We start from the raw sequence: 18,485 nt of genomic DNA on the forward strand, positions 1-18,485 counted from the left end.
CCCACTTGAATAAAGTGAAAGTGGTGGGAGTATGTCAAACAATGATCTTAAAATAAATTGTCCAAGACCGACGCTTAAAATCGGTCATCGCCCAGGAAGAGAATAATGAGTAAAGATAATATCCGCGAGCATTCTGCCCCCGTTTATGAAGGTATTGAAAATGCACCGGCGCGTTCCATGATGCGTGCCACCGGTTTTCAGGATGCCGATTTTAACCGGCCATTTATCGGCATTGCTTCGACCTGGGCCAATGTCACGCCTTGTAATATGCATATTGATGGTCTGGCCAGAACCGTAGAGCAGGGCGTGAGTGCGGCGGGTGGCAAGGGCATTATCTTTAATACCATTACCATTTCAGATGGCATTTCCAATGGCACCGAAGGCATGAAATATTCCCTGCTGTCACGGGAAGTGATCGCAGATTCGATTGAAACCGTGGTCGGCTGTCAGGCTTATGATGGTGTGATTGCCATTGGTGGCTGTGACAAAAATATGCCCGGCTGCATCATGGGATTGGCGCGCCTCAACCGTCCGGGGCTGTTTATTTATGGCGGAACCATCAAACCGGGTGAAGGTCATACCGACATGATTTCAGTGTTTGAAGCGGTGGGTCAATATGCCAAAGGTGAAATCAACGCGATTCAGGTCAAGCATATTGAAGAGGTTTCCTTGCCAGGTCCGGGTTCGTGTGGCGGTATGTACACGGCCAACTCGATGGCCTCTGCGATTGAAGCTTTAGGTATGAGCCTGCCGGGCTCTTCGGCACAGGAAGCGGTATCGGAAGACAAGCAAATTGACTGTGCCCGGGCCGGTGAAGCGGTGATGAACCTGTTGCGACTGGATATTAAGCCGCGCGACATCATGACCAAAGCCGCCTTTGAAAACTCGATTAAAGTCTTGATTGCGCTGGGTGGTTCGACCAATGGTGTACTGCATCTTTTAGCCATGGCACATACAGCAGGAGTGGAATTGAGTCTGGATGATTTCGTGCGGATTGGTAAAGATATTCCGGTGGTGGCCGACGTGCGTCCATCAGGTAAATATCTGATGTCAGAACTGATTGCGATTGGTGGAATTCAACCACTGATGAAGCGCATGCTGGATGCCGGCATGCTGGATGGCTCATGTCTGACGGTCACAGGTAAGACGCTGGCAGAAAATCTGGCCGATGTGCAGGACTATCCGGAAGGCCAGCAGATTATTCTGCCTTTTGATGCGCCAGTGAAAAAAGACTCACATCTGGTGATTCTAAAAGGCAATCTGTCACCGAAGGGCGCGGTCGCCAAAATTACCGGTAAGGAAGGACTGCATTTTGCTGGCCCGGCTCGCGTGTTTGAAGGTGAGCAGGGTGCCATGCGCGGTATTCTGGATGGCGAAGTCCAGCCGGGTGAAGTGGTGGTGATTCGTGGCGTTGGTCCCAAAGGTGGCCCGGGAATGCCAGAAATGCTGAAACCGACCTCTGCGATTATCGGGAAGGGCTTAGGCGCTTCAGTTGCCCTGATTACCGATGGACGCTTCTCGGGTGGCAGTCACGGTTTTGTGATTGGTCATGTCACCCCCGAAGCTTATGATGGCGGCCCGATTGGTCTGGTACAAAATGGCGACCAGATTTCAATTAATGCGGAAACCCGGGAAATGACCTGGCATGTGGATGAGCCGGAGATTGCAGCACGTCAAGCAGCTTGGATCAAACCAAAACCGAACTATACCCATGGAGCACTGGCCAAATTCGCCAAACTGACCTCAGGTGCAGAAACCGGGGCGGTCACTGACTTGAATCTTGACCTCTAATCCATTGTTAAACATTGAACATTTGTTTATCTTAATCGGGCGTAAGACCCTCACCGACAGTCAGGTGGGGGATACAAGCGAGTGGCGATAGCCATATTAAAGATAATGTTTTCTTGGTTTTATTGCTTATTTTTGCTATAATTCAAACACTACAATTCTTTTATAAACAATGATTTAATGAAGATTTTACAACACTACAAGTTTAGGCTTCTGCCTAACCAAGAACAGGAAATATTGCTTAATCAAGCAATAGGTTCTGCTCGTTTTGTGTGGAATCAAATTCTCGCTAAATCATTTGAAATGTTTGCTAAAGATGAATATATTCGTTACGAAAGCATTGAAAAAAAATTAGTACCCCTTAAAAAAACACCTGAATTTTCTTTTCTTGGTCAAACATATTCAGCTTGCTTACAGCAAAAAATACGTGATCTTGCTCAAGCATGGGGTAAGTTTTACAACAAAAAAGAACAAGCTCGTTTAAAGCAAAACAAGCGGAAACCACGTAAACCCAATTTTTTTAAATTGGCTGATGGTGGTGAGATTGAGCTTAGACCACTCATGCCAAGATTCAAGAAGAAATTAGATGGTGAGCAATCTTTTAGACTTCCATTTGCAGATTGTGAGGTTATTGGTGATCGAGTTTCTTTGCCTAAAAAAACAGGTTGGATAAGATTTAAAAAATCACAAGAAATTGTTGGTAAAATCACAAGTATTACAATTAAGAAAATTTGTGGGCTTTGGTATGTTTCATTTTGTACTAACCGTGAAATCGAACAACCAATTCATCCATCAAAATCTGCAATTGGTGTTGATCTTGGCATTAAGAAATTAATTACAATATCAACAGGTCAGGTATTTGACCCAATCAATAGTTTTAAAGCCAATCAAGTAAAGTTGGCTAGGCTTCAACGCAAGTTGAGAAAGAAAACCGAATTTAGTCAAAATTGGAAAAAACTTAATTTAAAGATCAATAAATTACATCATCATATTACCAATATTCGGCATGACTACTTGCACAAAGTCACGACAACTCTCAGCAAAAACCACGCAATGATCGTAGTTGAGGACTTAAAAGTAGCCAATATGTCGAAGTCAGCCAAAGGCTCAATCGAAGAAAAAGGAAAGAATGTTAAAGCTAAATCAGGCTTGAACAAATCAATCCTAGATCAAGGTTGGTCAATGCTTGTTAATATGTTGGTGTACAAACAGCAATGGCGAGGTGGTTTACTCGTTAAAGTTGACCCTAAATATACAAGTCAGACTTGTAGTTCATGTGGTCACGTTGCAAAAGAAAATAGGCTCACTCAGGCAAACTTTGAGTGTGTCAGTTGTTGTTTTAGCGAGAATGCAGATATTAATGCTTCTCGCAACATTTTAGCGGTGGGACACACCGTTTTGTCTGTCGAGGGAAGATGCGGTAAAGATCGCCCTGTGAAGCAGAAAGCAAGTGAAATCCGTGAGGAAGTCACCTAAGAGCTTTTGCTTTTAGAATCCCCCACTTGAGCTAGTCGAAAGTGGGGGGAGTATGTCAAGACTTGATATAAGTTTTTACACCATGCAGGGCTTTTGCTCTGCGATCTTAAAAATAGATTATTCTGTACAGATTCAATTTTTTGAACTGCACACCGTCATCTTTGTCGAGGCCGAACTCATGTCCCTGTTACGCCGTTGGTTTGATCCAATCCGATCGAGTTGGTTTTACCAGAAACCAATCCGTCAAACGGTGTTATCTATTCAAGATGGGCTGAGTATCCATTTAAGACTGGATGATGTGTACAGCTATCTGGCGGTACAGCAGCTGCCCCAGCTCGAAGAAATTTTAAGTCCGCAGCTCAAGCCGCTGAAAGTAATTATTTCTAGTTCGCATGCAGCCCCCCCAAATCAGATGTCTTTTGATGAATGGCAGCACTACACCCTAAATGATGCCAAGATTCTGTCGAAACAGCATCGTTTTAGTTTTCATGACACGCCAGAATTGCCCAGCGCTGAAGCCTTGCAACAGGCGGAACTGATTTTACGGCATACCCCGCTGCGCGGGCAGGATTTTCTGTATTTGCTGGAAGATGTGTTTCATATGTTGTGGCAAAAACAGACCGGAAAATTACGAACCCTTTATGCCATGGCCAGTCGTCATCATCAGCCACAGGACTTTCCCGAACGTATTTTTGACCAGACCCCGATTCTGGCCAGCTATTTTAATTTAGGCGGACGCCAGTATCAGGCAGTCGATGACCTGTTGCGTCTGACCCGGCGTCTGGAGCAGCAAAAACTGCTGACCGGTAATCCGATTTTTATGATCGATCACATTGAATGGCGTGAGCATCTGATCAGTGATGCTGAAGAGCTGAACGAGATCCAGTCGATGGATCCGGAACTGGACTTGTATATCGCGCTGGAAGATCCGATCTCCTGGCTTTTGCTGGCCTATATCAAGGAAGAACTGGCGGATTATTATAATATCCAGTTGAATGTCTATCCCTTGTCCTATCGCGGTCGGGATGAGTTTGACTGGAGTCTGGCCACGCGCTTATCGAAACGGACGGAAGTTGAATTTACCCCGTTCTGCCGGCCAAATGAACAGGCGATTGTCCCGATGGCGCAGTTATTTTATAGCTGCCCTGAGGAACAGCGGATTGAGGCAATGTACCAGATCCTGCAAGCAGTCTGGACTCGGGGTGAAGACCTGTCTTATGCGCCGCATTTCAAGCGTATGCAGCAGCAACTCAACATTGCCGAGCTGAGCCAGGACGATATTCTGGCCAAGCTGCAGGACAATGATATGCTCTGTGAAATGAAGTCGCAGCCGAACTTTCCGGTACTGGAACTGCGCATAGATGATCAAAGTTATACATTTAATAGCTTATATCGGGTCTGGATGATTGAAAGTATTTTCAGTAATGTGTTAGAAGAAAAGTATAAAAGTAATAATCAAACTGAAAGTGAACTGAAAAAACATGGAAAAGATCAAAGCTGAATCACTAGAACATGCACGTCAACAGATCGATGCCATTGATACAGCTTTAGTTGAGCTGATCGCTGCGCGTCAATTTTATGTTGATCAAACCACCCGTTTCAAAAAAACCGAAACCGATTTGCAGTCACCAGAACGTATGGAACAGATTGTAGAAAATGTTAGGGCATTGGCGCAAAAGCAGGGCCTCGATCAGGAGTTTATTGAACATCTATACCGTGAAATGTTCCAATACTTTATTCAACGTGAACTGAAAGAGTTTCGTCCTTAAACGGGCTCATTTCAGTTCAACTACGCCGGACGATCTTCAAGCTATGCAGGAGATCTTGCTGTAATCGTGGCCATTTTTAAGCACAACATCGCCTTTTTGCAAAAATAATTTATCCATAAAAAGCCCATTCAGCCAAGTGCCTAAAGCCTTGCCTGGACGGGCTTTGCACGGTTTTATAGAAATTATGGTAAAAAAAATAAATTGATTTTATTAAATATTTTTACAATGTAGGTTTGATTTAATTTAACAAGTATATATATTGTATATACATCTTTTGCAAAGCAGTCTTTATTTTGGAGAGATAAGCAATGAGCGAGCAAATCAAAAAAATAAAGACAGGCAAGAAAGATGGACAACTTTTAATTCGTATTCAGAGTACGGAGCGTGATGAATTTATTCGTCTCTGCGAAGAACTGGATACGAGTGCTGCTCGTGAATTAAGAAAATTTATTCGTGGTTTTGTGAAACAACACAAGCCTAACGAATAGCCTTACTAGGGAGTAATACCATGGCTAAGCAAGTTAAATCTTTAAAGCAGAAAATCAAAGCACGTTTGAAAAAGATTTCAAAACATAAAGGCAAATTGAAGCAACTGAAGCAAGCGCTTAAAAAACAGAAATAAGCCAACGCGAATCAATAGCCTGTCACTTAAAACAGTTCATTCTAGACCGACTGTTTTAAGCGACACAAAAAGACCGAACATCAATGTTCGGTCTTTTTGCTTGCAACAGGTTGTGTCCGGTCATCGCTGAATTTTATTTTTTATCGACCAGGCTGAAGAACCAGTTGAGGAACAGGGCTGCAAAAGTTGCGGTACCAATACCACCCAGATTGAAGCTGCCGAAAGTCAGGGCAAAATCACCCGTCCCTAAAATAATGGTCACCGCAGCCACCATCAGGTTCTTGTTCTGCGAGAAATCGACCTTGTTTTCAATCCAGATTTTGGCACCGGCAATGGTAATCAGACCAAACACCACAATCGAAGCACCGGTCAGAATCGCCGTTGGAATGGTATGAATCACTGCACCAAACTTTGGCGATAAACCGAGGAAGATGGCAAAGACACCGGCGATGGCAAAGATGATGGTTGAATACACACGGGTTACGGCCATGACCCCAATGTTTTCACCATAGGTGGTCATCCCCGGCGCACCGACACCACCAGCCAGGGTCGTCGCAACACCATCGGCAACAAAGGCTTTACCAATATGCGGATCCAGATTTTCTCCGGTCATCGCGCTGACCGCTTTAATATGGCCCAGATTTTCTGCCACCAGAATCAAGGCAACCGGTGCAATGATCAGCATGGCGTTTAATTCAAAGGTTGGCGCGTGGAAGGTTGGTAAACCGAACCAGGCCGCTTGCTGAATCGGCTGGAAGTTGATCGCAGTGCCATAACCCATGACATTACTGAGTACAAAGTAGATCAGATAAGCCAATAACAGGCCGACCAATAACAGCAGGCGCTGTAATAAGCCACGGGTGAATACGGCAATTGAACCCATGCACAGCACAGTGACCAGGGACATCCACATATTGAAGGTATTGCCCATCACGCTTTTCACTGTGACTGGAGCAAGGTTCAGCCCAATGATCATCACCACGGCACCGGTCACCACCGGTGGCATCAGCTTTTCAATCCAGCGGGTGCCCGTCGCCATGACCAGAAAGCCCATCAGCGCATAGAATATGCCACATGCGATAATCCCGCCTGCTGCAACGCCAATATTTGGATTCAGTCCGCCACCACCCGCATAACCTGTTGCTGCGATGACCACACCAATAAAGGCAAAGCTTGAACCTAGATAACTTGGAACCCGGCCACCGGTGATTAAAAAGAACAGAATAGTACAGATCCCTGACATTAAAATCGCCAGGTTAGGATCAAAGCCCATTAAAAAAGGTGCCAGTACAGTCGCGCCAAACATGGCAAAGGCATGCTGTACACCCAAAACTACCGTTTGTGCGGGTGGCAAATACTCTGCGGTACCTACTGGTCGTGCATCGATACTGCCCTCATACGGGCGCCATTTGGGAAACCAACTGGACATAAAATGAGCACTCAAAAGATAAATTGTGCACATCATACTCCGGTTTTTTGGAAGTTTTAATCACTCCTTTCAACTTTTTGTTCAAGTTAATTCATTGACTTTTATTTATTTTTTATCAATTGGTAAATGTTTTTAATATAAAAGTAGCGTTAAATCAGTGGATTAATCATATAGCTATGCTTAAAATTCACTCATAAAGATTTGTTATTTTAGTTATAAAAAATACGATGCAGTGAGTGGTTTTGGCCAATTCATGTACAAAAAAAGCACATCACCAGGATGTGCTTTGAATGCGAGGGCGAAAAATCAGCCGGTATTACGTAAACCGGCTGCAATGCCGGCAATGCTGACCATTAAGGCATGATCGACCGGGGTATTTTCAGCCTGCTGCTGTTCCAGATATAAACGGCGACGTTTCATCAGTTCAGCTTGCAGCAAGTGCAGCGGTAACAAATAGGGTTTACGTACTTTCATCGACTGATCCAGTACACCGTTACTGCTCAGGAGTTTCGATTCGCCTTTTAAGCTCAACAGGGTTTGTACAGCATCCTGCAAACGCTGACGCAGTTCTGTTCCCAGAACTTTAAGATCTTCATCCTGGGTCAGATGCGATTCGTAATAGAGCGCCACATGCGCGTCGGCTTTGGACAATACCATTTCCAGCATATCAATCAAGGTCTGGAAATAAGGCCACTCGGCCAGCATTTCATCGAGTACATTACGTTGTCCCTGATCCAGGACCTCATTCAGTGCGGCACCGGTACCGAGCCAGGCTGGCAACATCAGGCGAATCTGGGTCCAGGCAAATACCCAGGGAATGGCACGCAAGGATTCAATCCCGCCACTCACCTTACGTTTGGCCGGCCGTGAACCCAGCGGCAGCATCTGCAGTTCAAGCTCCGGGGTAACAGTACGCAGGTATTTTACAAAATACGGATTTTCCCGTACGGTCTGGCGATAGACCTGAACAGACAGTTCGGTCATTTGATGCATCAGGTCGCGCCATTCCTGTTTTGGTTCGGGTGGCGGCAGTAGCGTCGCTTCTAAAGTCGCAGCGGTATAAATTTCCAGATTCTGCAGCGCAATTTCTTCCAACCCGAATTTAAAGCGGATCATTTCGCCCTGTTCAGTCACCCGGATCGCACCGGAAATAGAACCTGGTGGCTGAGAGAACAAGGCTTGCTGGGTGGGCGCACCACCACGGCTGATCGAACCGCCACGACCATGAAACAGGGTCAATTGCACGCCATGTTGCTGGGCAACTGCGGTCAGTTCTTCCTGGGCACGATACTGAGCCCAGTTGGCCGACATAAAACCGGCATCCTTGGCAGAATCCGAATAGCCAATCATGACCTCATGTTTGCCCTGAATATGCTGTTTGTACCAGTGCATATTGAACAGGGTCGACATGGTTGCGGCTGCACCATCCAGATCTTTCAAGGTTTCAAACAGGGGAACCACCCGTAAGGCGTGCTCGATGCCGGCTTCTTTTTGTAAAAGCAGTACCGCCAAGACATCACTTGGATATTCTGCCATGGAAATAATATAGGCACCCAGAGACTCGCTCGGCTGTTCGGCCAGTGTGCGCATGGTGGCAAAGACTTCCTGTACATCCGGATGTTCAATCAGGCTGCCGGCCGGTTCATTCAGATGTTTCGGCAGTAACGGACGCTTGCTTTGCAATTCCTGCAGTAAAAAGTTTTGACGGGCCTGTTCGGTCCAGGTTTCAAAATTCCCCAGTCCCAAATATTCAGTAATGGCTGAAATCGCCTGACGGTGACGGCCGGATTCCTGGCGGATATCCAGTTTTAGCAGTTCGATCCCAAAGCTGTTGACCCGGTAAATAAAGTCCAGCAGGCTGCCATTGGCAATTTCGGCCAGATTGCAGTCCATCAGTGAACGGTAGCAGGTCAGGAGCGGTTGTAAAAGTTCGTCTTTACTTTTAATCACCAGACTGTCATCGGCATCATTGCCTTTTAATTTTTCTGCCAGCCAGTGCCGCGTGGCTTTCAGGCGGGTACGGGTGTCACGTAGATATTCACGATAGGGTTCAGGATGGGGCTGGCCCAAGGCTGCGGAAATTTCCGGACTGCATTGCTGAATGGATAGTTCCCAGCGCAGGTTTTCAATATCGCGTACATAGAGATCGGCTGCTTTCCAGCGTGACAGCCATAGTACTTCCTGAGTGACGGTGTGGGTGACATTCGGGTTGCCATCGCGGTCACCACCCATCCAGGAGGCAAAACGTACTGGTGCGACATCTAAGGGAAGGTTCTGGCCACATTGCGCCTGAACCATGCCATTTAGTTCGCGGATAAATTTTGGTACTGCATTCCACAGGGTCTGTTCAATGGTGGTAAAGCCCCATTTCGCTTCATCAATTGGAGTCGGGCGATGCTGACGGATTTCATCGGTTTGCCAAGCAGAACTGATTAGCTGTTTCAGATCGGCCAGGACTGCCTGACGTTCACGTGGAGTCAGTTTCTGCTGGTCGAACTTGGACAGGGCATTATTGATGCCATCATATTTTTGAATCAGGGTACGGCGGCTGACTTCTGTGGGATGCGCGGTCAGGACCAGTTCAATTTTTAATTCACAGATTTGCTGATACAGCGTGTCAGCAGAAATTTCCTGCTGTTTAAATTTTTCAAATAAAGGCACCAGAGGATTTGGAGATTCTGCAGTGTCATCAAACTCGCTCTGACGGCGACGACGCACCACATGATATTGTTCGGCAATATTGGCAAAGTTTAAAAAGTGGGTAAAAGCACGGGTCAGTGGCAGGATTTCTGCATCTTCCAGACTCAAAAACAGTTGTTCCAGTTGTTTTTCTGCTTCGACCTGTCCATCGCGAGCGCCTTTGGACAGGGCACGGATCTGCTCGATCTGATTAAACAAATCCTGCCCGGCATGTAATTTTAAGGTTTCCCCAAGCAAATTACCCAGTAAGCGTACGTCTTCGCGTAGTGGTGCATCAATCTGTTGAATCATTTTTTATTCCCTCACATGCATGCTTTGACTATACCGCGACTGCATGACAATCCAAGTCCCCTAGAGACAAAAGTTGCAGAGCATTGGCTACTTTTTTAGCAACTTTTAGGCCACATACGGTGATCGGTGATCAGTCCGAAAGAAAGGAGTTAATCCGGCAGGGCATATTTCAGCATAAACAGTTCAATGGCCTCGCTAATAATCTGTTGCTGTTCTGCGCTTGAAGGGGGAGGGCTGAGACCCAACAGGATTTTCTGATGACGGGTTCCGGTCAGCAGGGACACGATCAGCTCGGTCTGTTTTTCTGGAAGATCGACCCGAATAAAGCGGTATTGCTGGGCCAGAGCAAAGAAATCATTCCAGACTGCATCCAGTTTGTTATGCGAGGCCTGATAAAACTGTTCTGCCAGAGGACTTTGCTGCGAGGCCAGTTCCATCAGTAGCAGGTCCAGCTTGATCGCTTCTGGTAAATGAATAATATTTAAAGCGCGCTGACAGGCCTGATAAAACTCCTGCGCAAAGTCACTGCTCGGCTGCAAGAGTTGAGGATGTTCATGCAGAATGGCTTCACAGGTATCCTCAATCGCACAGCTAAACAGGGTCGCCTTATCCTGAAAATGGTTATACACCGTCAGCTTGGTCACACCTGCCTCACGTGCAATCTGGTTCATGCTGGAGGCATGATAGCCATGCGCTAAAAACAGCGCTTTGGCCACGCTGAGTATGCGCTGACGCTTTTCCAGATCCTTGGGTCGTCCTACAGGTATTTGCACAATTTCTTCCAAAAAAAGTCAACACGGTCATTGCTTTGAAGCTTGAGTTGTAATTAGTGTACCGGGTGGTATATTAATTAAAAAACAATCAATTCAATATATCAGCATAGTTTGCCCTAAAAAAGACGATCAGATAAGAGCGAATAAGATGAGCAGGATTTACAGCGTATTGGCTAGCATGGTGGTGCTTTGCAGCGTGACCTTAAGCGGGTGCAGCAAAGATACTGCTGCAGCAGAACAGGAAGTTCCCTTTGTCATGGTGGCCACACCCACCTCTTCACGGCATGAATTAAAAAGTTATGCTGGTGATGTGCAGGCGCGCCAGCAAACGGCGCTGGCATTTCGGGTGGCTGGACAGGTGACCCAGCGCTTCGCCGATGTGGGTGACCAGGTCAAAGTCGGGCAAGTCCTGGCAACTCTGGATGTCAAAGATGCCCAGCTGCAGCTGAATGCAGCACGTGCCCAGCTGGAAAGCGCGCAGTCTGCCACTAAGATTGCTCAGGATGAATTACAACGTTTCAAGCAGTTATTGCCATCCAATGCCGTGAGCCGCTCACAATATGATGCGATCGAAAATCAGTACAAGACCGCCATGTCAAATCTGAAGCAGGCACAATCCAACTATGATACCGCTAAAAACCAGACTGCTTATAACCAGCTGATTGCCACCAGAAACGGCGTGATCACGGCACGCAATATTGAAACAGGACAGGTGGTCGCTGCCGGGCAGGCGGCGTATGAACTGGCGATTGCCGGCGAACGTGAAGTGGTGATTGGCGTACCGGAACAGGCAATTGCTGAAATCAGGGTGGGGCAAGCGGCCCTAGTCACCTTATGGTCCAAACCTGAAGAAAAATTTGCCGCCATTGTCCGCGAGATTTCACCGGCAGCGGACCAGTCGCGTACCTTCAGGGTTAAAGTTTCCTTACGTGAAGGCAATGGCCAGATCCAGCTGGGGCAAAGTGCCCGGGTGTTTTTTCAGCACAGCCGCGACAATATGCTCAGTGTGCCGCTATCCAGTGTCTCGGCAACGGATCAGCAGGCTTATGTCATGGTGGTCCAGCCCGATCATACCTTACGTAAAGTCCCGGTCCAGCTCGGTGCCTATGGCCGGGACAGTGTTCCTGTACTCAGTGGGCTCAAGCCGGAAGACTATGTGGTGATTGGTGGCGTACATCTGCTGCGTAACCAGCAAAAAATCAATCCGATTGATCGTGAAAACCGTCGTGTGACCATTCAGGCAGGGAGTTAAGCATGAACTTTAACCTGTCGGAATGGGCTTTAAAAAATAAAGGTCTGGTGCTGTATTTCATGATCCTGCTCGGTCTGATCGGCATCGTCTCTTATTCCAAACTGTCACAAAGTGAAGATCCACCTTTTACCTTTAAAGTCATGGTGATCCAGACTTACTGGCCCGGTGCCAGTGCCAAAGAAATCTCCCTGCAGGTCACTGACCGGATTGAAAAGGAACTGATGACCACGGGACAGTATGACCGTATCATGGCCTATTCGCGTCCGGGCGAATCCATGGTGACTTTTGTTGCCAAGGATTCCCTGGCTTCGAAAGATGTCGCTGATGTCTGGTATAACGTGCGCAAGAAGGTGGGCGATATCCGGCATGAATTGCCACAAGGGGTACAAGGGCCGTTCTTTAATGATGAATTTGGCGACACCTTTGGCAATATTTATGTGCTCAAGGGTAAAGATTTTGACTATGCGACCCTCAAGGAATACGCCGACCGCTTACAGCTGCAACTGCAACGGGTCAAAGATGTTGCCAAAGTTGAGCTGATTGGCCTGCAAGACCAGAAAATCTGGATTGAGATTTCCAATACCAAGGCCATTCAGCTGGGCGTTCCAGTCATGGCGATTCAGCAAGCCTTGCAGCAGCAAAATGCCACAACCCAGTCCGGTTTTTTTGAAACCGGTTCAGACCGGATTCAGGTGCGGGTCAGTGGTGCATTAAACAGTGTTGAAGAATTAAGACAGATGCCGCTGCTGGTCAATGGCAAAACCATTCAGCTGGGAGATGTAGCAGAAGTCTATCGTGGCTTTAGTGATCCGGCACAGCCCCGGATGCGCTTTATGGGCGAAAACGGCATTGGTATTGCTGTATCGATGGGCAAGGGTGGGGACATCATTGCCTTGGGTAAAAATCTGGAACAGGAATTCGCCCGCCTGCAAAAAGCCCTGCCACTCGGCATGGAGCTGCAAAAAGTCTCCGACCAGCCGGTAGCAGTTAAACGCAGTATTAACGAATTTATGAAAGTGCTGGCAGAAGCGGTGATTATCGTATTGCTGGTCAGTTTTTTCTCGCTCGGTTTCCGGACTGGTCTGGTGGTGGCTTTCTCGATTCCGCTGGTGCTGGCCATGACCTTTGCCGGTATGCAGCTGTTTGATGTCGGACTGCATAAAATTTCCTTGGGGGCGCTGATTCTGGCCCTCGGTCTGCTAGTCGATGATGCCATTATCGCGATTGAAATGATGGCGATTAAGATGGAGCAGGGGTATAGCCGTTTACAGGCAGCCGGGCATGCCTGGCGCACCACGGCTTTTCCAATGCTGACCGGGACCCTGATTACCGCTGCCGGTTTCCTGCCGATCGCCACTGCAGCATCGAGTACCGGGGAATATACCCGTTCGATTTTCCAGGTGGTGACCATTGCATTGCTGGTGTCCTGGATTGCCGCGGTACTGTTTGTGCCATATTTAGGCGATAAACTTCTGCCGGATTTCAACAAGGATTTAATTCAGAAAGCGCCGTGGTATCAGCGTCTCTGGGCACGTCTACGCAAACAGCCAGAACCTCAGCCGATTGTGCATCATGCCGGAGAACATTATGACCCTTATCAAACCCGGTTTTATCAGGGCTTTCGCCGTTGGGTCGATGCCTGTGTGACCTATCGTAAAACTGTCATTGTTGCCACGGTCGGAATTTTTATTCTGTCTATTTTAATGTTTAAGCTGGTGCCGCAGCAGTTTTTCCCACCCTCGAACCGGGCTGAAATTCTGGTGGATCTCAAACTTGAAGAAGGTGCTTCACTGAAGGCCACTGAAGCTGCAGTAAAAAAAGTAGAAGCCTTTTTATCGAAACAAGAGGGCATTGATAACTATGTGGCTTATGTCGGGATGGGTTCTCCACGTTTCTATTTACCGCTCGATCAGCAGTTGCCGCAAACCAGTTTTGCCCAGTTTGTGGTGCTGGCATCCTCTTTAGAGGATCGAAATGAAATCCGTAAATCCTTAAGTGACCAGATTCGAAAGTTATTGCCAGAAGTGCGTACCAGGGTGTCCTTGCTGGAAAATGGCCCACCTGTGGGTTATCCACTACAATTCCGGGTGTCGGGTGAAGACTTAGGATTAGTCCGTGAATGGGCGCAGAAAGTTGCAGCCACCGTGGGAGAAAATCCGAATACCACCAATGTACATCTGGACTGGGGCGAGCCGAGCAAAGTCATCAAATTGCAGATTGATCAGGATCGTGCCCGTCAGTTGGGGGTGAGCAGCAGTGAACTGGCCAATGTACTCAACAGCTCGATTTTGGGGGCCGGCATTGATCAGTATCGTGAAAAACGTGAACTGATCGAGATCCGTTTGCGTGGTGCTCAGGCTGAACGCGTTGATGTCGCTTCTTTAAGCAGTCTGGCGATACCGACGTCACGTGGTCCCTCGGTACCTTTGGCGCAGCTGGCCAAAATAGAATACAGCTTTGAGGAAGGTCTGATCTGGCATCGGAATCGTTTACCGACCATTACCGTGCGTGCCGACATTCGCAGCAAGTTACAGCCCGCTACTGTGGTTAATGAACTCAAAGAGCCACTAGAAAAAATCCGGGCAGAGCTGCCGAATGGCTATCTGCTGCAAGTGGGCGGTACAGTTGAAGAATCGGCTCGCGGGCAGAACTCGGTTAATGCCGGCATGCCTTTATTTCTCGCAGTGGTCATGACCCTGCTGATGATTCAGCTCAAAAGCATCTCACGTGCCTTTATTGTGTTCCTGACCGCACCTTTGGGCATTATCGGAGTGGTGTTATTCCTGTTAATTTTCAATAAACCTTTCGGTTTTGTTGCGATGCTCGGGACGATTGCATTATCCGGAATGATCATGCGCAATTCGCTGATTTTGATCGATCAGATTGAGCAGGATATTCAGGCCGGAGAGTCGCAGTGGGATGCCATCATCAATGCCACGGTACGCCGTTGTCGTCCAATTGTATTGACCGCACTGGCTGCAGTGCTGGCCATGATTCCTTTGTCGCGGAGTATTTTTTTCGGGCCGATGGCGGTGGCAATTATGGGGGGCTTGATTGTGGCCACTCTGCTAACCCTGTTTTTCCTGCCTGCCTTATACGCGCAGTGGTTTAAAGTGAAAAAAAGTTTAAATTCTGTTTAAAATTGTCATAATTTCAGGTGCGAAATTTTGAAATTTTCAATATAGTAACACCTGAGATTTTTATAATTTAAAAAAATAAGGAATTGCTGTGTTGGCCGAGCTGCCAATATGGTAACGAGGTTGAACCAAACATGACTCAAGATACATTAACCAAGATGCGACGTTCCGTAGCGATGGCTTATGTCTTCATGTTTTTGGCCTTATTTACGCTATTTAGTGGACTTTTTGCTTACTGGTTGGCCCGTAAAGTGACCCAGGTTGATTATGCCGAAGTCTGGTTACAGGCGCAGGCCTTGTGGATCATGCGAAATATCGTGATTTATACCATTTTGGCGCTCTTTGCTGCGCTGTGGTTTATTCCGCTGTTTTTCTTTGCCTGGGACAGCCAGTTATGGGTCAAGGCCTGTGTCGTGACCGGGGTGATTTTCAGCTTTATTGCCTTTATTTTCCTGCTCAATGCCTGGTTTAAAGGCCTGCATAAATTCTCTCAAAATAAAGCCGTGTTCTAAAGCATATAATTTTTTTCATATTTCCCCTTGTAAAATCAGGTTTGACCCCAATTTCAGACCTCAGTTGAATATTAAACAAAATTCCGTGAGGAGCATCGCCAGACATGGCTAAACGTGATTATTATGAGGTTTTGGGCGTCGCTAAAACCGCTAGTGATGATGAAATCAAAAAAGCCTACCGTAAGTTGGCGATGAAATATCATCCAGACCGTAACCCGGACAATGCTGAAGCTGAAGATAAATTCAAAGAAGCAGCAGAAGCCTATGAAGTGCTCTCTGATGGTGAAAAGCGCAGCATGTACGACCGTATGGGCCACCAGGCCTTTGAGGGTGGTATGGGCGGCGGTGGCGGCTTCGGCGGTGGTTTCAGCGCAGAAGATATTTTTAGCCAGTTCGGTGATATTTTCGGTGGCGCTTTTGGTGGCGGCGGTGGTCGTGGCCAGCAACGTGCACGCCGTGGTTCTGACTTACGCTATGTGATGGAACTGACCCTGGAAGAAGCGGTCAAAGGCGTCAAGAAAACTATTACCTTTACTGCACCGGCACCGTGTGATGCCTGTGATGGTAAGGGTTCAAAAAATCCAAATGATGTGGAAACCTGCCGTACCTGTCATGGTGCCGGTCAAGTGCGTATGCAGCAAGGTTTCTTCTCGGTACAGCAAACCTGTAGCACCTGTCGTGGTCAGGGCAAGATCATCAAGAACCCATGTAATAAATGTCATGGTTCGGGTGTGTCGGATCGTCAGCAAACTCTGGAAGTCACTATTCCTGCGGGTGTGGACAATGGCGACCGCGTACGCTTGACCGGTAAGGGTGAAGCGATCCGTGATGGTCAGTCAGGTGACTTGTACGTAGAAGTGGTGGTGCGTGAGCACGAAATCTTCCAGCGTGATGGCGCTGACCTGTATATGGATGTGCCGGTATCGATTGCTGATGCAGCCTTAGGTAAGGAAGTTCAGATTCCTACGCTGGATGGCCGTGTTAGCTTGAAAATTCCTGAAGGTACGCAAACGGGTAAACTGTTCCGCTTACGTGGTAAGGGTGTTAAACCGGTACGTACCAGCATGCAAGGTGACTTGCTGTGCCGTATTGTGGTAGAAACTCCAGTGAATTTAACTGCACGTCAACGTGAACTGTTGAAAGAACTGCAAGAAACTATGGATGGTGAAGACAGCAAATCATCACCAAAGAAAAAATCATTCTTTGATCGTCTGTTTGATTGATCGAATGAAAATAAAAAAGGACGCTGCGGCGTCCTTTTTTATTATGTAGATAAGATACTCTAGATTAGAAGATGCTATTTATTAGTTGATAGGTATAGCTTAAAAACAGAAACCGCCTAAAAAGCGGTTTCTGTTTTTATATTTCATTATCTAAATAGAAAGTATGAGTCCAAATTTGGAGGGTGATAGATATTTTGTAAGTGAGAAAAAAGCATCATTGCCGAAATTAAAAAGGCCAATATTGTTATTACAGAGCTATATAATCGCATTCATTACTTATCAAATTTACCAGTACAGCAGATTACTCTTATTTTGTTATCATGACAATTAAAGCTTAATCTTATTGAAATCACTATAAATTTTTAAAGTTTCATTTTTAATAAATAAAATAAATATATATATAAGAAAACTTGATTAATTAAATTTTTCGTGTATAGTTAACTTAACTAGAAAAAAGTCTTGTTTCGGTAAATCTTCTTTAAGTATCGCAGTTTTAGTCATAATCCTTCGTTTTTTTCAGATTTTAAGTCTCATTCTTTATTATTTCAAAGTTATATTCAGTCAATAAATTGACTAAAAATTATTAAAAAATTAGTAGGATATATTATGTCAAACTCAAATGTTGTTAAAGGTACTGTAAAGTGGTTCAACGAAACTAAAGGTTTTGGTTTTATTCAACAAGAATCAGGTCCAGATGTTTTTGCTCATTTCAGCGAAATTGCGAGTTCAGGTTTTAAAACCTTAATGGAAGGCCAACTGGTTGAATTCAGTGTAGCTCAAGGTCAAAAAGGACCGAATGCTGTAAATATTGTTGCTATCTAAGCAAGAATAAACAGTAAAAAAAGCACTTAATAAGTGCTTTTTTTATCGTTCAAAATTTAATTTTAAGTTATTTTCCAAATTGGAAAAATCTTTAGAAAAACAGGATTCAAGTTGTTAAAAATAAATGATTTAATTGCAAAATCTAAAAATGGTACTGAAATTATTGTTTCATTAATTCCTCTCAATAAAATGCAAAATACACGTCAGGGTTTAAAAAGAATTGAAGTGGGTAAAAGAGTTCTTCTTTCATCTGGAGTTGAGGTAGATTTAAACTTAGATGGCCGTACATTCTATACTTCTCTAAATCAATTATTTAAGCTAAATCATAAAGTTATTTAAAGATAAAATTAAGAAACATCAAATTTTTAGTGGATATTTTGCCACTTTAACTATTATTAAAGGTATAGATATGCTTAAACAAAGTATCAGTGTAAAGGATCAGTTTGGGGCTCAACAGGCTATTCAAGCAACAGTCGATCATCATTTCTCTAAAACACAATCTCATTCCAATATAAAACATATCACTGTAGATGGTGAAGATATTCGTCCCAGTTTTGAAATGTGCTTTCAAAGTACATTAAGTGGAAAAATTTTCAAAATTGTATAGATCATCCCTAAGTGACTCAGGTTCGTCGCTTCAATGAGAGATAAGCCGAGCTGAATTGAAAGACAATAAAAACTCTAGACGATC

General features: G+C 45.7%; 15 protein-coding genes. 12 read left to right on the forward strand and 3 right to left on the reverse strand.

All coding sequences use genetic code 11. The features are described 5' to 3' along the window. Positions 1–105: 105 nt before the first annotated feature. The 5 genes from ilvD to BFN00_RS00525 all read left to right on the forward strand — a co-directional run bounded on the left by ilvD (position 106) and on the right by BFN00_RS00525 (position 5,521). Positions 106–1,791 carry a dihydroxy-acid dehydratase gene (gene ilvD / locus BFN00_RS00505; protein ID WP_004280835.1) on the forward strand — a complete coding sequence of 562 codons (1,686 nt, stop codon included), beginning with the start codon at positions 106–108 and terminating at the stop codon, positions 1,789–1,791. A gap of 177 nt (positions 1,792–1,968) precedes the next feature. After that, positions 1,969–3,264 (forward strand): RNA-guided endonuclease InsQ/TnpB family protein, encoded by a 1,296-nt coding sequence (locus tag BFN00_RS00510; protein ID WP_071850136.1) that lies wholly within the window; start codon positions 1,969–1,971, stop codon positions 3,262–3,264. Positions 3,265–3,442: 178 nt separating this feature from the next. Next, on the forward strand, positions 3,443–4,765 hold the full coding sequence (locus BFN00_RS00515; RefSeq protein ID WP_071850160.1) for a hypothetical protein: 1,323 nt from the start codon (positions 3,443–3,445) through the stop codon (positions 4,763–4,765). Further along, a complete protein-coding gene (locus tag BFN00_RS00520) occupies positions 4,746–5,033 on the forward strand; it encodes a chorismate mutase (protein ID WP_004647685.1) in 288 nt (95 codons plus the stop codon). Before BFN00_RS00515 ends, BFN00_RS00520 begins: the two co-directional genes overlap by 20 nt. A 308-nt stretch (positions 5,034–5,341) precedes the next feature. After that, on the forward strand, positions 5,342–5,521 hold the full coding sequence (locus tag BFN00_RS00525) for a hypothetical protein (protein WP_004280844.1): 180 nt from the start codon (positions 5,342–5,344) through the stop codon (positions 5,519–5,521). Positions 5,522–5,788: 267 nt separating this feature from the next. Here BFN00_RS00525 and BFN00_RS00530 read toward each other — a convergent pair whose 3' ends face one another. The 3 genes from BFN00_RS00530 to BFN00_RS00540 all read right to left on the reverse strand — a co-directional run bounded on the left by BFN00_RS00530 (position 5,789) and on the right by BFN00_RS00540 (position 10,848). Beyond that, entirely contained in the window at positions 5,789–7,084 is a 1,296-nt protein-coding gene (locus BFN00_RS00530; RefSeq protein WP_071850161.1) for a solute carrier family 23 protein, read from the reverse strand. Positions 7,085–7,390: 306 nt separating this feature from the next. Continuing rightward, positions 7,391–10,075: a phosphoenolpyruvate carboxylase gene (gene ppc, locus BFN00_RS00535; RefSeq protein WP_071850137.1), complete on the reverse strand. Its 2,685-nt coding sequence runs from the start codon at positions 10,073–10,075 to the stop codon at positions 7,391–7,393. Positions 10,076–10,224: 149 nt separating this feature from the next. Next, a complete protein-coding gene (locus BFN00_RS00540) occupies positions 10,225–10,848 on the reverse strand; it encodes a TetR/AcrR family transcriptional regulator (RefSeq protein WP_071850162.1) in 624 nt (207 codons plus the stop codon). Positions 10,849–10,996: 148 nt separating this feature from the next. Here BFN00_RS00540 and BFN00_RS00545 point away from each other — a divergent pair, with 148 nt between their 5' ends. The 7 genes from BFN00_RS00545 (at position 10,997) to BFN00_RS00575 (ending at position 18,401) form a co-directional block, all read left to right on the forward strand. Then, positions 10,997–12,100, forward strand: coding sequence for an efflux RND transporter periplasmic adaptor subunit (locus BFN00_RS00545; protein ID WP_071850138.1), 1,104 nt, complete (start codon positions 10,997–10,999; stop codon positions 12,098–12,100). 2 nt (positions 12,101–12,102) lie between these two features. After that, positions 12,103–15,240, forward strand: a complete 3,138-nt coding sequence (locus BFN00_RS00550) for an efflux RND transporter permease subunit (RefSeq protein WP_071850139.1) — start codon at positions 12,103–12,105, stop codon at positions 15,238–15,240. Positions 15,241–15,371: 131 nt separating this feature from the next. Further along, a complete protein-coding gene (locus BFN00_RS00555; RefSeq protein ID WP_071850140.1) occupies positions 15,372–15,749 on the forward strand; it encodes a hypothetical protein in 378 nt (125 codons plus the stop codon). Between the two features lie 104 nt (positions 15,750–15,853). Further along, positions 15,854–16,972, forward strand: a complete 1,119-nt coding sequence (gene dnaJ / locus BFN00_RS00560) for a molecular chaperone DnaJ (protein ID WP_071850141.1) — start codon at positions 15,854–15,856, stop codon at positions 16,970–16,972. A 606-nt stretch (positions 16,973–17,578) separates the two neighbouring features. Further along, the gene (locus tag BFN00_RS00565; RefSeq protein WP_004280856.1) at positions 17,579–17,794 is read left to right on the forward strand and encodes a cold-shock protein; all 216 of its coding nucleotides are present in this window, start codon (positions 17,579–17,581) and stop codon (positions 17,792–17,794) included. 111 nt (positions 17,795–17,905) lie between these two features. Beyond that, positions 17,906–18,133, forward strand: a complete 228-nt coding sequence (locus BFN00_RS00570) for a hypothetical protein (RefSeq protein ID WP_004647679.1) — start codon at positions 17,906–17,908, stop codon at positions 18,131–18,133. A gap of 70 nt (positions 18,134–18,203) precedes the next feature. Continuing rightward, entirely contained in the window at positions 18,204–18,401 is a 198-nt protein-coding gene (locus BFN00_RS00575; protein WP_004728908.1) for a hypothetical protein, read from the forward strand. Positions 18,402–18,485 lie beyond the last annotated feature (84 nt).

Origin of the sequence: Acinetobacter sp. AR2-3 (assembly GCF_001878775.1) — a bacterium.
Classification (GTDB): domain Bacteria; phylum Pseudomonadota; class Gammaproteobacteria; order Pseudomonadales; family Moraxellaceae; genus Acinetobacter; species Acinetobacter lwoffii_D.

What these genes read in the sequence shown, in the direction of transcription:
- BFN00_RS00520 (WP_004647685.1), top strand. Translation starts at nt 4,746, where the DNA reads ATGGAAAAGATCAAAGCTGAATCACTAGAACATGCACGTCAACAGATC.
- BFN00_RS00515 (WP_071850160.1), top strand. Translation starts at nt 3,443, where the DNA reads ATGTCCCTGTTACGCCGTTGGTTTGATCCAATCCGATCGAGTTGGTTT.
- BFN00_RS00550 (WP_071850139.1), top strand. Translation starts at nt 12,103, where the DNA reads ATGAACTTTAACCTGTCGGAATGGGCTTTAAAAAATAAAGGTCTGGTG.
- dnaJ (WP_071850141.1), top strand. Translation starts at nt 15,854, where the DNA reads ATGGCTAAACGTGATTATTATGAGGTTTTGGGCGTCGCTAAAACCGCT.
- ilvD (WP_004280835.1), top strand. Translation starts at nt 106, where the DNA reads ATGAGTAAAGATAATATCCGCGAGCATTCTGCCCCCGTTTATGAAGGT.
- BFN00_RS00555 (WP_071850140.1), top strand. Translation starts at nt 15,372, where the DNA reads ATGACTCAAGATACATTAACCAAGATGCGACGTTCCGTAGCGATGGCT.
- BFN00_RS00565 (WP_004280856.1), top strand. Translation starts at nt 17,579, where the DNA reads ATGTCAAACTCAAATGTTGTTAAAGGTACTGTAAAGTGGTTCAACGAA.
- BFN00_RS00510 (WP_071850136.1), top strand. Translation starts at nt 1,969, where the DNA reads ATGAAGATTTTACAACACTACAAGTTTAGGCTTCTGCCTAACCAAGAA.
- BFN00_RS00525 (WP_004280844.1), top strand. Translation starts at nt 5,342, where the DNA reads ATGAGCGAGCAAATCAAAAAAATAAAGACAGGCAAGAAAGATGGACAA.
- BFN00_RS00530 (WP_071850161.1), bottom strand. Translation starts at nt 7,084, where the DNA reads ATGTCCAGTTGGTTTCCCAAATGGCGCCCGTATGAGGGCAGTATCGAT.
- BFN00_RS00575 (WP_004728908.1), top strand. Translation starts at nt 18,204, where the DNA reads ATGCTTAAACAAAGTATCAGTGTAAAGGATCAGTTTGGGGCTCAACAG.
- BFN00_RS00545 (WP_071850138.1), top strand. Translation starts at nt 10,997, where the DNA reads ATGAGCAGGATTTACAGCGTATTGGCTAGCATGGTGGTGCTTTGCAGC.
- ppc (WP_071850137.1), bottom strand. Translation starts at nt 10,075, where the DNA reads ATGATTCAACAGATTGATGCACCACTACGCGAAGACGTACGCTTACTG.